At 65.8% G+C, this 13,401-nt stretch carries 13 protein-coding genes and 1 pseudogene; 6 read left to right on the forward strand and 8 right to left on the reverse strand.

Annotated features, from left to right (window positions below; all coding sequences use genetic code 11):
- The first annotated feature begins 289 nt into the window (after nucleotides 1-289).
- Nucleotides 290-1,033 carry a metallophosphoesterase gene (locus tag ITP53_RS47755; protein ID WP_195902114.1) on the forward strand — a complete coding sequence of 248 codons (744 nt, stop codon included), beginning with the start codon at nucleotides 290-292 and terminating at the stop codon, nucleotides 1,031-1,033.
- Between the two features lie 104 nt (nucleotides 1,034-1,137).
- Entirely contained in the window at nucleotides 1,138-3,612 is a 2,475-nt protein-coding gene (locus ITP53_RS47760; protein WP_195902115.1) for a dCTP deaminase domain-containing protein, read from the forward strand.
- On the opposite strand, the gene ITP53_RS47765 is transcribed toward ITP53_RS47760, so the two are convergent.
- The 8 genes from ITP53_RS47765 to ITP53_RS56595 form a co-directional block, all read right to left on the reverse strand.
- Nucleotides 3,581-4,789 (reverse strand): ATP-grasp domain-containing protein, encoded by a 1,209-nt coding sequence (locus tag ITP53_RS47765; protein WP_195902116.1) that lies wholly within the window; start codon nucleotides 4,787-4,789, stop codon nucleotides 3,581-3,583. The genes ITP53_RS47760 and ITP53_RS47765 overlap by 32 nt on opposite strands.
- On the reverse strand, nucleotides 4,786-6,000 hold the full coding sequence (locus ITP53_RS47770) for an ATP-grasp domain-containing protein (RefSeq protein ID WP_195902117.1): 1,215 nt from the start codon (nucleotides 5,998-6,000) through the stop codon (nucleotides 4,786-4,788). Before ITP53_RS47770 ends, ITP53_RS47765 begins: the two co-directional genes overlap by 4 nt.
- Nucleotides 6,001-6,052: 52 nt before the next feature.
- Nucleotides 6,053-6,913 carry a diiron oxygenase gene (locus ITP53_RS47775; protein WP_195902118.1) on the reverse strand — a complete coding sequence of 287 codons (861 nt, stop codon included), beginning with the start codon at nucleotides 6,911-6,913 and terminating at the stop codon, nucleotides 6,053-6,055.
- A gap of 137 nt (nucleotides 6,914-7,050) precedes the next feature.
- The gene (locus ITP53_RS47780; RefSeq protein ID WP_207757452.1) at nucleotides 7,051-7,635 is read right to left on the reverse strand and encodes a dCTP deaminase; all 585 of its coding nucleotides are present in this window, start codon (nucleotides 7,633-7,635) and stop codon (nucleotides 7,051-7,053) included.
- Nucleotides 7,626-8,162, reverse strand: coding sequence for a DEAD/DEAH box helicase family protein (locus ITP53_RS47785; RefSeq protein WP_195902119.1), 537 nt, complete (start codon nucleotides 8,160-8,162; stop codon nucleotides 7,626-7,628). Before ITP53_RS47785 ends, ITP53_RS47780 begins: the two co-directional genes overlap by 10 nt.
- A 32-nt stretch (nucleotides 8,163-8,194) precedes the next feature.
- Nucleotides 8,195-9,364: a hypothetical protein gene (locus ITP53_RS47790; protein ID WP_195902120.1), complete on the reverse strand. Its 1,170-nt coding sequence runs from the start codon at nucleotides 9,362-9,364 to the stop codon at nucleotides 8,195-8,197.
- 181 nt (nucleotides 9,365-9,545) lie between these two features.
- Entirely contained in the window at nucleotides 9,546-9,908 is a 363-nt protein-coding gene (locus tag ITP53_RS56590; RefSeq protein WP_207757453.1) for an MFS transporter, read from the reverse strand.
- 186 nt (nucleotides 9,909-10,094) lie between these two features.
- Nucleotides 10,095-10,628 (reverse strand): MFS transporter, encoded by a 534-nt coding sequence (locus ITP53_RS56595; protein ID WP_207757454.1) that lies wholly within the window; start codon nucleotides 10,626-10,628, stop codon nucleotides 10,095-10,097.
- A gap of 651 nt (nucleotides 10,629-11,279) precedes the next feature.
- Here ITP53_RS56595 and ITP53_RS47800 point away from each other — a divergent pair.
- The 4 genes and pseudogenes from ITP53_RS47800 to ITP53_RS47815 all read left to right on the forward strand — a co-directional run.
- A pseudogene (locus ITP53_RS47800) lies at nucleotides 11,280-11,555 on the forward strand (DUF5372 family protein); the annotation flags it as partial.
- A 170-nt stretch (nucleotides 11,556-11,725) separates the two neighbouring features.
- Complete coding sequence (locus tag ITP53_RS47805) at nucleotides 11,726-12,214, forward strand: helix-turn-helix domain-containing protein (RefSeq protein ID WP_195902121.1); 489 nt, start codon at nucleotides 11,726-11,728, stop codon at nucleotides 12,212-12,214.
- Nucleotides 12,215-12,385: 171 nt separating this feature from the next.
- The gene (locus tag ITP53_RS47810; RefSeq protein WP_195902122.1) at nucleotides 12,386-12,529 is read left to right on the forward strand and encodes a hypothetical protein; all 144 of its coding nucleotides are present in this window, start codon (nucleotides 12,386-12,388) and stop codon (nucleotides 12,527-12,529) included.
- 133 nt (nucleotides 12,530-12,662) lie between these two features.
- Nucleotides 12,663-13,370, forward strand: a complete 708-nt coding sequence (locus ITP53_RS47815) for a recombinase family protein (protein ID WP_207757456.1) — start codon at nucleotides 12,663-12,665, stop codon at nucleotides 13,368-13,370.
- The last annotated feature ends 31 nt before the right edge of the window (nucleotides 13,371-13,401 follow it).

The raw sequence follows: 13,401 nt of genomic DNA on the forward strand, positions 1-13,401 counted from the left end.
AAGAAGCCCCTCCCACCCCGCACGAAGATCACCCTCTGGCTCCTCGAAGCACGGCAGCCCGCCCACCCCGAAACTCCGCCCGACGCGGCCATCCACACCATCACCACCCCGGACAGCAGCGTTCACAACCTCGCTCAGGCCGCCTGATCAGCAAAGATCATCAAAGTTAACGGCATTGGGACATAGATGAACAACGCCGGACCCTGTAGCCGCCGGGCTGTATATTATCCACCCGGGAATCGTCCACCGTCCCTTTACGTCCACAAGCGACGATGGCAGGATACACTGTATGACGATAATCGCACATATAAGCGACACCCACTTTGACGGCAGTGAACGTGCGTTGAGCCGTGTTCGGCGGGCTATGACTTATCTGCGCGGCTGCAATGTCGACGTGATCCTGGTCACCGGCGATCTGGCCGACCACGGCGACGTCAAGGAATATAACCAGGTAAAAGCCGAGCTGGTGGCCGACGTCCCCGTCCTGCTGTTGCCCGGCAATCACGACGATCGGGCGGCATATCGTGAGATCTTGCTCGACAGCGATGGCTCAGCGCCTATCAATCAGCTGAAGCGTGCTGGCGGCTTGCTGTTCGCTCTCTGTGACTCCACCATTCCCGGAGAGGACGACGGCCTGCTCGCGCCGGAGACCCTCGACTGGCTGAAAGGGGTTCTCGCCGACTCCGAGGAGCCGGTCTTCGTCGGCCTCCACCATCATCCGATTCGGCTGAACAACCCGCTCCTGGACGGCATTCGGCTCCGTAACCCCGACGATCTGGCCGCAGTGCTCCGGGGGTCGTCCACCGCGCGAGCCGTTTTCTGTGGACACGCGCACGCCGCCGCCGCGGGGACGTTCGCCGGCCTTCCATTGATTGCAGCGCCGGGCATCTTCTCCACCACCCGCCTACCGTGGACCACGACCGACCAGTTGGCGTGGGCGAACACTTTCGACCGCGATGACGTACCCGGCGTGGTGTTCCACGTCGTGGAGAACGGTGAATTGACAAGCCATTTTCGTAGCATCGCCGAGTGACCGCATGACAGCGACGCGAAGGGCACCGGAACCGGGCATTCAGTAGCGTGCTGGCCAGCGAACGCGGGGGCCGCACGCCGGACTTCACCATGGGGGAAACTGTTGTGATTCTGACCGGTAGTGAGATCGAGAAGGAATGGGCCCAGGGTCGGATCACCATCGAGCCGTTCACACCTGAGCAGGTGAATCCGAACAGCTACAACTTCAGGCTGGGCAAGACGTTGCGGGTCTACTCGGGCGAGACGCTGAGCCCTCGAACTCCTAACGAGTTCATCGAGATCGAGATTCCGGACGACGGCTACGTGCTCGAACCCGGAAAGCTCTATCTCGCCCACACCATCGAGGTCCTCGGCAGCGACCACTACGCGCCGACCTTCGCCGCCAGGTCATCCGTGGCGCGCCTCGGAATGTTCATCAACCTGTCCGCCAGCCTGGGCGACATCGGCTACAAGGGGCAATGGACCTTACAGCTCTACACGCTGAACCGGATCCGGGTCTATGCCGGCCTCAACATAGGCCAGATGATGTGGTGGAAACCGCAGGGTGACGTCGACCTGTACCACGGAAAGTATCAGGGCGCGACCGGGCCGCGGTCCAGCGACATCTACATCGACTACGACAAACAATTCGCGAGACAGCGTTTCCCGGGTCTCGGGGCGAGTGTCTCCGTCGCTGAGGTGGGCCCGAAGTTCGCCGCTCTCGCCGCGAGCAGCCGTGAATTCTCCGTGCCGCCCGCGTTCTGTATCCCCGCAGGGGAGTTCGCCGGCGCCGTGTCCCCCGAGCAGACCGCCGCTCTGGCCGATGCGTTCGCCGACCTTCGCGCGACCGTCGGTGCGTTCTACACCGAATCGCTGGCGCGGATTCAGAGCATCGGTGCACAGATCCGCTTCCCGGAGTCGGCACGCTCCCTGCTTCGGGCGCGGCTGACGGAGATCTTCGGCGATCGGGCCGATCTCCGCGTCGCCGTCAGGTCGTCGGGACTGGACGAGGACGCCGACGCCAGCAGCCTCGCGGGCGTGCATCACAGCGTGCTGAACGTGTCCACATTCGCCGGGATCGTCGCGGCCATCGAGCAGTGCTGGGCGTCCTACTACGACGCCCCCGGCGTCGCCGCACGTCTGCGCGCGGACAACTACGACGCCTCACCGAGGCTCGCCGTCATCGTGCAGGCCATGGTGCAGCCAACTCTCGCGGGTGTCGCGTTCACCGGGCTGGAGGCGGCCGATCCGGAGCGGGTCGTCATCGAACACGTCGAGGGCCTCGCCGATCAGTTTGTTGCGGGTGTCGTCGTACCGGTCAGGACCACCTCGGACGAGGTCGCGGCCACCCCTGATTCCCCGCTGGCGGAGGTGGTGGCGGTCGCGCGGGCGTTGCGGGACAGGCGCGGTCACCACGTCGACGTCGAGTGGGCGGCCGACGACAGCGGTGTTCATTTGATCCAGGTGCGCCCGCTCACCGCGACCATCGATCGGCCGCGCGCCGCGACCGAACCGGTGGGACAGGCCGTTCCGATGTACGTGGAGGAGGTACCGCCGACGTTCCATCTCGGTGACGTCGCGCGGCTGTACGGCAGGTACGTCGCCAAGCGCAGCTCCGCCTACCGCCTGGCCGCCGCCCACGGCGCCGGCACCGGATCGGCCTGGGCGATTCAGTTCAACGGGCGGGGCCTGCATGACGAGGCGACCGTCGCCGGCCTGCAGGACGTGCTGCGGACGGGTGTCGCCTCCGAATGCGTGCTGGACCTCGGCGACCAACTGCGGCAGATCGTGCTGCCCAAGCAGGACGTGCTGCCGTGCCTGGCTGAACTGGCCGGGGCGCGGTCCGGGGACGCCGAGTTGCGTGCGGTCATCATTCGCGACTACCTCCGGGGTGAGCTGGGGGTGATCTCCCGCAAATCCGGTGCCGGTCTCGTGGTGGAGTTCACCGCCGATGGACTCATGGCGCTGAACCGCGGCACCGCGGGCGGCGAGACGATCGTCATCGCCGACCTGGAGCGGCCGTTCGACGAGCCCGGAAACCTGACCGCCGCTGTCGGGGCCGAACCGCTGCTCCCGCACTTGCACACCCTTGCGAGGTTGACCGGTGCGATGTATGCCAAGCACGGCCCGGTCACGCTGGAATGGGTTCTCAGCGCTGGGCGGCCCTATTTCGTCGACTACTCGGTGCTCGGCACCGATGAGCTTGTGGTGTCCTCGGAGGGTGCGGTGCTGATCTCGCCCGGCACCGCGCGCGGGCCGCTGCTCCGGCTGGAGGAGGATGAGCTGCTGAGTAGGATGTCGATCGGCCCGGCGATCAGCATCGACGCCTCCACTAGCGCGGCGGCCCGTGATGGCATGGCCAGGATTCTGGACAAGGTCCTGTCCCTGCCGGAGCGCCCGATCATTCACGCGCGACTACCCTATGCCGCCCTGTCGGTCCTCATCGGACACGTTGCGGGCTTCGTCTTCGAGCAGGGTTCCGCCCTGGGCCACCTGGCCATCCTGCTGCGAGAGTCCGGTGTTCCCGCTGTCGCGGTGCCCGGGTTCGTCGGCGATGGCGAGGTCATCATCAGCGACGCCAGCGTTCAGCGGCTGCCCTGAGGCGGGCGGCCTTCGCCATGAAATCAGCCGGGCTACTGCCACTCAGGATGAACCGGTGCGCGTAGTCCGCGCTGTGGCGTGGAAGGCCGTCGTTGCCACCGGCGGCCGGGCGGTACTCGTACTCCGCGACGCCGAGCTCGCCGCACTCGTGTGCGGTGAGCTCGGCCGGCGCTCGGCCATGGGGATAGATGCCGACCCGGCCCCACACCGTCTGGTCACCTGCTGACACCGGCGGGTGGGCAACCGCCGGCGGCAGGCCGGCCTCGATCCGAATCGCCGCCTCCCGCAGGTGCACACCGTGCCGGCGCAGGACCATGCGGTCGATGCCGCCACCACCGGGGCGCGCCGCGATCTCGCAGAACACCAGCCTGTCCTGCGGCGTGTGGAAGACCTCGAGATGAGTCACGCCCGACCCGAAGCCGAGGGCACCCACGACGCGTTCGTGCATGTCGGCGATCCGCTGGGCCAGTTTTCCGTCGGGCAAGAGATAACTCCCCGCCATCGCGCCGGGAGCGACGTCGCCCGGACGGGCATGGTATTGCCCGACACTGGTGTGAAACACGCGCCCGTCCTGGACTATCCCTTCGCAGTGGAACATGTCTCCGGCGATGAATTCCTCGATCTCGTACGCGCCGGCCGGCGCGCCGATCCGGCGCCAGACCTCGCGCGCGGTCGCCAGCGAGTCGACGATGTGTATCTGGTTCGAGCCGACTCCGCGGCGCGGCTTGATGACGTGGCAGCCCCGGCTCCAGTCGACCGCCCCCAGTTCGCCTTCGCCGTCGAGGGCCCGGAAGTCGGGGACGGTCACGCCGTGAGCTCGAACCGCCCTCTTCATCCGGACCTTGTCCCGGAAGAGCAGCGCGGTGTCCAGTTGGAGGCCGGGCAGCCTGTGGGCGGTCCGCAGCCGTGCGGCCATGATGACCATCTTTTCGTGCAACGCGACGATGCCGCGAATCCCATTCGCCTCGACGATCCAGTCGCAGGTCTGCTCCACCCGGTCGTCATCGACGAAGTCGCACACGGTGGTATGGCGGAAGTCGCTGGAATCCACGCCCTCCACCAGCCACGGATTGGTCACCAGATGCGGCTCGACCTCGGCAAGCGGCAGCAGGCATCGCGCGCCGTCGAAGAGGGTGTGGTGAGGATCCCGGCTGATGATCAACAGCGGCTTTCTCACCCTCGGGCTCCGGCTGGCCGGCTGACCACGTCTATGCCCGCGGCCAGCGTGAGCGCGGCGGCGAGGACCCGCGAGGCATCGGCTCCGGAAACACTCCCGCTGCCCACGCGCGCGGACGAACTCGTCAAGGCGGCGACATCATCGCCCGGTTTCACGAACGACCGCACATCCTCAACCGTCGCGTCCGCGACTTCCAGCCTCGGAAGTGCGACCGACTGCACCACACCCTCCGGCGCGGTGGCGAAGGCGATTGCGGCGGCAGCCGCAGCCGGGCGATCCTGAGGTTCGGGGCCGCCGAGGCCGAGCGGCCACCCCATGCTCCAGCGCTGAAGGTCTATCCCGGTCACGAGGCGAACGAGGTGTGGGATCCCGTCGCCGCCGATGCGGTTGTGTGACTCGATGATGCGGATCCCACCGTCGATCACCTTGAACTCGGTGTGGGCCGGCCCGTCCGTCAGACCCACGGCGTCAAGGAACTCGATCAGTTGCTCCTGAATGGCCGACGACGCGGAGAGGCCCAGCGAGGGTGCGGGCACCACGTGCGCCATCTCGACGAACGACGGGCCGGTGTGCTTTTCGACCAGCGCGGCAATGCGGTGTACGCTGCCGACGCTGAAACTCTCGGCGCTGTATTCCTGGCCGGGGAGATATTCCTCCAGCATCCGGCCGGAGGGATCGCCCTGCGCCAGAAGATCGTCGACGCTCTCCACGAGCACGACGCCCCGGCTGCCGGAACTCGCGCGGGGTTTGAGAATCGCCAGCCGGCCACCCCAGCCGAGGAAGGTGTCGACGGCCTCGTCGAGGCTCGCTGGGGTGGACGCCCGGACCGTGAGGTGCGGCGCCTTGCCCTGCAGCAACGCTCGCATTTTCGCCTTGTCACGCAGCGTCTCCACCACTTCCGGCGGGGTTCCGGCGAGTCCGAGGCGGGCATTGGCTAGGGCCGCGGGGCCAAGCCCGTCCTCGCGCACGCTGACGACGGCGTCGGGCGCCAGCGGCCGGAGAACCTGCTCCACGAAGCTGGAGAAGGAGTCCGCGGTGTAGTCGGCCGTGTAATAGGTCGACCGTACGGAGTCCGGCTCGATGAACTGCTCGAGGGGACTCCCTGGTTTCTGGACGTGGACGAGCCGGCAACCGAGGCGCCTCGCGACGGCTGCGATCTGCCCACTCGCGCCGAGCACGACGAGTTGCCGGTCCTCAGGAGGCTGTGACATACAACGGGCTCCCATCGCGTACTGTCGATCGACTTGCGTTGCTGGTGAGAGATCAGAGAGACAAGAGCCCCGACTCAGCGAAGCCTTCCCGGGCTCCCGGCTGGTCCAGCACGCCGTAACCCTCGAGAATCCCGATGGTCCGCTCGGCCGCGGACCGGATGCCGGCCGTAACCGACTCCTGGTCGTACGACTCGGCGATGATCGAACGAACGGCGTCGGGCGAAAACCCGATCTCCTGGAGTGCGGACGAGGCGGATCTCGTCGCCGGCTGCAACGACTTGACGATGATGTCGGGCAGGAGGGCCGCGACCACCCGTCGGTCGCCAGGTTCGAGCTGGCCCCACAAGCGGCCGAAGAAGTCGGCGAAGTAGACATGATGCCGACCCTCGTCTATCGCGTGATCGCGGGCGATCTCCCGGACTAGCGAAACCACGTTCGGATCCTTCGGGATGTCGACGAGCAGCCCGGTGATGAGCGTCTCGAAGACGAAGACCTGAACCAGCTGGACCAGCCGACGATGGTGCGGATAGTCGGCGGCGATTCGGTCGAGGTTGGCGAGGAAGGGCTGGAAGTCATAGGGCAAGGCCTCGATGCCGGAGCGCGTTTGGATCTGCTCGACGGCGTCGTCGCTGTAGAGAGCGTGGTAGCTCTCGTCGACGAGGATTTTGTAGGCGTCCATGCGCACGCGGCTCGGCACCTCGATGCCGCAGTCCTGTTCGGCGATCAGTTTGGTCGCCCGGCAGACGACTCCCACCTCGAACGCCTTCGTGAAGTTCAGCCATTGATACAGGTGCTGGGCCAGAAGATATCGCTTGAGCACTTCGTCGGTCTCAGCAACGGCAGGATGTGCCAGGTGTGTCACCAGATGCCGGGGAAAGAAATCTTTGAGAATGTCGTCGTCACCAGAAATCATTCGGCGCGAGCTCCCGCGCACTCCCGACTTCTCGTACCAAGATTCGAGTACCTTAGGATTAGCTTGACGCCATTCGAGCATGATGATTGACCCCCGTCGATCACAGATTCAGGCATGAAGACCACGTTTTAAATGACTCATGGCCACGACTGGTGGCCCCGAGACCCACCCCCCTGCGGCAGAGCCTGGACTGCGGGCGACACCATGTCCAGGCTCAGTCGCGACGGGACGGCCGAGGCCGAACCGCTGTATTTGCCCGCATAGCCAACGGGGCCGCCTTGCATCGCCCAGAACGCCAGCTTCCCGATGACCATGCCGGGAAACAGACGGACCGGCGCGGCAACCGCGATCTCCAGCGTCCACGGGAAAATGGCGCCGCTATGACCGAGCGGCGCCGAGAACTGGATCCAGACGCCGAGTGTCGACACCGAGCGGCAGGCATAGAGGGTGGCCGCGTAGTGCGGGCTCCCCATCGCCTCCATGGTGCCGCCGAGGTAGAAGCGCCCCGGAGTGAGCACCATCCCGTCGTCGTCCATGACGACCGTTCGAGACGCGATCGGCGACCGAGAGTCGATCATGTCCGTCTCGTAGGAGATGATCTCCCGGGCCAGGCGGAAGCCGTAGCTGTTCGGCTCGAGGCGCTCCGCTTCGAAGTCGTCGATGTGAACGCGGCCCGCGATGACTTCCCGGTGAATCTCATGGCCGGTGAGGATCACATCCACCTCCGCACGATCTGGCGCAAGGCATCGCGGTGTTCCGCGAGGGGACCGCTGTTGTCCAGGACGACGTCCGGCTCGATCAAGTCGAGATCGCTCGTCGACCGGTCCGCCCTGCTGGTATCGCCGCGGCCGGCCAGTCTCTTTTCCCGCACCTCCGGCGCCGCCGTGACACGCAGCACCCGGAATCCATGGGCACGCAGGGCCAAGGCGTCGATGAAAGGATCACGCAGGTCGTCGTTGACCACGATGTCGGCGTCTGTCGAGGCCAACCGAATCAGGAAGTCGTCGGCCAGGGACTCGGGCCTGATGCGGCGCATGGAGTCGGCCAGGGACTCCATCAGAATCTGGTCCTGCGCCCCGACGGGAACCTTCACCCGGGCCGCCTGATAAACCTGGGCCTGCAGGTCGTACAACGGTTTGGCGAGTTTGACGGTGGCGTACGTCAGGCCTAACTCTTTCGCGAACTCTTCGATCAGGCCCGCGGATGTCGACTTGCCACAACCCGCCAACCCGATGATCGAAATACGCACGGATTCGCACCTCCCTGGTGTCTTTTCGCCGATCAGCTGTCCGTGGGCAACGTGGCCGCACTCCGTCTCTCGATGTCACGCAGGAACGAGAGCTTCGAATAGAACGTCCGCTCGCGATCCACGTTGTTTCGGGCCAGATAGCTGTCGACGAGGTTCGTCAGGCGTTCAAGTTCAGGTTCAACGGTGGTGATGTCGAGCCCGTCGTGTATTCGTGAGCGATGGTAGGCGATCTCGGCCTGCCGCAGGACGTGCTCGTCGCCAGCTGTGCGCACCTCGTCGATCTCGATGCCGAAGAAATGACCGGTCGCGCTGGACTCGAGGTTGACGTCAAAGCGCGTACGGCTGAAGGTGCGCAGGGCCCGGAAGGTGAGGTGCGGATACTCGAGTTCAAGAAAGGCGGCGAAGTCCTTGCCGGGCACGGTGAGGTTGTGCCGGAAGGTCTCGACGCGCCGTAGCGTGTCCTCGGCGAAAATCTTGTGCTTTAGCAGGAAGGCCCCCGACGGCTGCTCCTGGAAGGCGATGTAGCCGCTCTCAGCCGCCGGGCTCAGCACCTCGAACGTGTGCTGGAAGACCTCCCAGCGTTGCACCTCGTTGCCGACATCCGGAATGAAGCCGGGGAAGGAGGCGCTGCCGACCTGAGAGGCGAGGTCCGAGGTCAAGCGCCAGATCGACACGTCACCACGAAGGGTTATCTTGTTTTCGATCTCGACGCCGGGAACGAGATTGCGGAAAACCTGGTTCTCGACGGCCACATGCTCGCGCAGGTTTCCCGCCGACTTCAGCGCGACCGTGACCACGTCGTCAGCCGTCACCGTCGCCGGAAACTCGCATTCAGCGACTCGCGCGAATACCGCGCCGACTTCGCGCAGACGGGTGCAGGCGAGCACTTCCACCCTCGTCTGCTCATGCGACTCGTGGAGTCGAAGCACCATGATCGGCGACAGGAATTCGATGCGCTCGGTGGCCGCGGCCGCCGGCCACACCGACTCGAGGTGGGTCCTCAACGATTCCGACATCGAGCAGCCGCACCACGTGGGTCGCGCCTCGTCGACGGGCACCTCGATCGGAACCGAATCCTTTGCAAGCAAGCGGATCGAGGCGGACGCCGTGTCGATCGGCCGTAGGTACTCGACAGCCCGATCGCCGCCATCGGTGTCCGCCGGCAGATCGATCGTGACGACGGGCAGCTGCTTGCGCGGCACCAGCGAATATTGGAAAGCCGGATCACCCAAGATAAGGAGTCGGCGTACCGGAGTCCCTACCTCTGCAGTTGTTTCCTGGTTCAACGTATCCCCCTGTGGCGCAGCAAGGCCGGTCTCTCCGGCCGGCGCGATCGAAGCGAACCTCATCAAGGCGTCCATGGCCTGGCCGCATGACTGTCCGTCAGGTCGGCTGAGCGGCGGTCTCCGCGCTTTCCATTTCCTCCAGGCGGCGCACCCTCCGGATGGGCGAGGTCAACAAGATCACCATCGGCACGAACAGACCGATCGCGGCCACGATCACGGTTTCGCGCAGTCCCAGCCACGAGCCGAGCGCTCCTCCTAGCAAGGCGCCCAGCGCCAGAGCCGACCACGCGATGGTGCGCATGGTCGCGTTCACCCTGCCGAGCAGGTGGTCGGGAGTGACCGACTGCCGGAAGCTGATAACGGTCACGTTGAACATCGGCCAGCCGATTAGAGAAACGAAGTTCGCCGCAGCCGCCAGTGCGATCGCCCCCGGCGAGTTGCCATGAACCGCCGCGAGCATGATCGTCCCCAACGCCGGGCAGCACGGTGGACAGCACCAGCGTGCGGCCGACGCCCATTACTCTCGTCAGCCGATCCACGGCGAAAGCACCGCACAGCGCCCCCGCGCTCCCAACGGCGACGACGAGCCCGACGCCCGCCGGCGCGATGCCCATCTCGCGGATGAGAAACAGGAAGAACACGGCCGTCAGTGCGTCGAAGAACAGGTTGGCCACGACCGTGGTGGCAATGCACCAGCGCAGCACTGGCCGGCGGAGGACCTGGGTGACCCTTCGCGCAGGGAAGCCCAGAGGGAAGTTCCGGAGCTCGGGGTGGAGGGCTTGTCGGCGGGCATCCACAGCAGGGCCAGGGTGGATGTCACGTAGCTGATGACGTCCACGATGATCACAACGGGGGCGCTGAACAGGCCGATCAGCGCACCGGCTACGCCAGGCCCGCCCACCTCGGCCACCGATTCCGACATCTGGAGCTTGCCGTTGGCCTCCATCAGCCGGTCCCGCCCCATCAGGCCGGGAAGGTAGAACTGGTAGGCGATGTCGAAGAACACCGTCATCGTCCCCACGACAAAGGCCACCGCATAGAGTTGCCAGATCGTCAAGAATCCAGCGACGAAGGCGAAGGGGATCCAGGCGAGCGCGAGCGCGCGTATCGCGTCGGCGGCGATGAGTACCGGCCGGCGGGCGATACGGTCCACCAGTACGCCCACGCCGAGCCCGAACACCAGGAAAGGAATGCGTTCGAGGGCGCCTAGACACCGGATTCCATCGGCGTGGCGCCGAGTATCACCACGGCGGTGATGGGAATGGCTACAAAGGTTATCTGGCCGCCTAGCAGGGATAATGACTGACTGGACCACAGCAGCGCAAAGTTCCGGTTTCTCAGCAGCGAGCGTGATTTTCCGATATTCACAGGCTATTCTCCGAGGCGATGATGGGGAGCCGACAAACCAAGATAGCAGTCAGCGCTCACAGGTAGGCATCCCTACTCTGTTGTGATCGTTGATCGTTGGTAAGCATTCACGTTGTGCGCATTTCGGGTTCTGATGATCGCGCTGTGTGATCGCCCTGGGGCGTGCAGGAGTGCTGCTGCCGAAGTCAGGCAGTGGCTGGATCGGGTGGCATCCAGAGGTTGCCCACGAGCGCGTCGCGCAGGACGGTCATGACGTCCAGGCCGTGCTTGAGCGCGGTGGACAGGTACCCGCGAACGGCGTAGCGCTGCTCGGTGGTCTTCTCCGAGCGGAGCCTGCCGGAGATCTTCTGCTGGGTTTTGGCGGGTCGCAGGTCGCGCTCGGCCTGGTTGTTGGACCTCGCCGTCGACTGCGCGTGATGCGGATAATGCGCTATACCCGGCCCGTGTCCGGGTAACGCATCGATTCCATCCGCTGTTCGATCAGGTGCTGGAGTTCGTCAAGCGCCGTAAGAACTACGGCAACGATGATCGGGTATATGTCTACGACACCCACGGTGAGCTGGTCTCATTGCCGGCCGAGTGGACCGACGTCGTCGCCGAAGATCCGTTCGTCGTCATGGCCGACGGTCGTGCGGCGTTCCGCGCGGACGACCTGCTGAAGCTCGCCGATCTCGTTGAGCAGATGCGTGCTGAACGGTTGCCGGCAACGCCGACGAGTGTCAGGTGGATTACGCCGTGAGTGTCATGGTGATTATGCCGATCACAGTACTCGTGGCCATGCTGCCACTAGGCATGTCGATCTACTCTCGCTGGACTGTCCAGCAAAAATGGGTCCGCCGACGGCGTGTCACGCGAGATCTGCGACGCTCACGAACATAATCTCCTGGACGCAATGGTCCGGGAGGTGGCATGCCCTGGCAGAACAGGCCCGACCCGAAGACCGAGGCGCTGCGCGCGAGCAGGACGTTGAACCCGCGCCCGCAGGACGTCACCGACGAGGCCTTCCTGTCGGCGGACTTCTTCGACCCCCGCGACCTGGTGCAGGTGAAATACGAGATGGTGCGCCCGGCCCGCGAGGACGGGGCCAGAGTCAGCGCCGCCGCCTCGGCCTTCGGGTTCTCCCGCCAGTCCTTCTACCAGGCGGCCGCCGCGTTGGACGAGGGCGGGCTGGCGGCGCTGGTCCCGGCCAAGCCGGGCCCGAGGGGCGCTCACAAGCTCACCCCCGACGTTGTGGAGCACATCCGGGCACTGCTGGCCGCCGATCCCTCGCTGCGGGCGGCGGATCTCGCCCACGCCATCGCCGAGCGGTTCGGTCGGCGGGTGCATCCCCGTTCGATCGAACGCGCACTCAAGCGCTCCGGTCAGGAGCCCGACCGGAGCACCAAAAGAAGCCGCTGAATCCGGGGCAGACCCGCCTGATAGTGCGGACATCGGCCGGGATACCGCCAGGCAACGGCTCCTGGCCGGCTATGAGCAACTCCGAACAGCAGCCCTCGCCGGTCGATCCGGGCCCTGGCGGCAGGGCTGGAACGTACTGGCCACCCAGGGCATGGCGGGCTGGATCACCGCGTGGACCTCCCTGAGGCCGCCGGATCCGCCGGCTCGATCGGCACCATCGGGCGCCGCCGCATCCAGTCCCGCAGGGACGCCGACGCAGTGGTCCATGTCCACCTCGACCCCGTCCACCCCAGCCCGCTCACCGAAGGGAGGTGATCAGTTACCTGCGCCGGCGTCCCTGCCCGACTGCGACCTCGCCCAGATCGTCGCGGTACTGGCCGCGATGACGCTTGCCCACGCCCGCTGACCCTGCCCTGATGACCCCCGATCGGTGAAGGGACCTGCCCTGATGAGCGACAATTCCGCCAAGGTGACGGCGGCCCACCTGCGCCGTGACGCCTACCTGTATGTCCGCCAGTCCACCCTCTATCAGGTGGCCAACAACACCGAATCCACCCGCCGCCAGTACGACCTGCGCGGACGGGCTATCGCGCTGGGCTGGCCCGCCGACCACGTCATGGTCATCGACGTCGACCAAGGCCACTCCGGAGCCTCGGCAGCCGACCGGGAGGGGTTTCAGCGGCTGGTCGCCGAGGTCTCCCTGGGCAAAGCCGGGATCGTGCTGGGCTTGGAATGCTCCCGGCTGGCCCGTAACAACGCCGACTGGCACCGCCTGCTGCAGATCTGCGCCTTCAACAACACCCTGATCTGCGACGAGGACGGGCTCTATGACCCGTGCGCGTTCAACGACCGGCTCCTGCTCGGGCTCAAAGGCGCCATGTCGGAGGCGGAACTGCATCTGATCCGCGCTCGGCTGCGCGGCGGAATCCTGGCCAAGGCCGCCCGCGGCCAGCTCACCCTCCGGCTGCCCGTCGGGCTGGTCTACGACGCCACCGAGGCCATCGTGCTGGACCCCGACGCCGCAGTCCGCGCTGCCCTGTCCCACGTGTTCGCCACGTTCACCTGCGTTCGACATAATTCGGTTCGGATAGAGGGCGGAATTCGGGGGATGAGCTGGGGAAATGCGTCTGGGCACGCCGGGGAGGCGTGTCTCTAGGCGGTGGCGTTCCTGCAGGTCAGCGGGGTGC

The organism is Nonomuraea cypriaca (assembly GCF_015645445.1).
GTDB lineage: Bacteria > Actinomycetota > Actinomycetes > Streptosporangiales > Streptosporangiaceae > Nonomuraea > Nonomuraea cypriaca.

Excerpts from the sequence above, each read along its gene's own strand:
- ITP53_RS47755 (WP_195902114.1), top strand. The coding sequence starts at position 290 with ATGACGATAATCGCACATATAAGCGACACCCACTTTGACGGCAGTGAA.
- ITP53_RS47770 (WP_195902117.1), bottom strand. The coding sequence starts at position 6,000 with ATGTCACAGCCTCCTGAGGACCGGCAACTCGTCGTGCTCGGCGCGAGT.
- ITP53_RS47775 (WP_195902118.1), bottom strand. The coding sequence starts at position 6,913 with ATGATTTCTGGTGACGACGACATTCTCAAAGATTTCTTTCCCCGGCAT.
- ITP53_RS56590 (WP_207757453.1), bottom strand. The coding sequence starts at position 9,908 with ATGCTCGCGGCGGTTCATGGCAACTCGCCGGGGGCGATCGCACTGGCG.
- ITP53_RS47805 (WP_195902121.1), top strand. The coding sequence starts at position 11,726 with ATGCCCTGGCAGAACAGGCCCGACCCGAAGACCGAGGCGCTGCGCGCG.
- ITP53_RS47815 (WP_207757456.1), top strand. The coding sequence starts at position 12,663 with ATGAGCGACAATTCCGCCAAGGTGACGGCGGCCCACCTGCGCCGTGAC.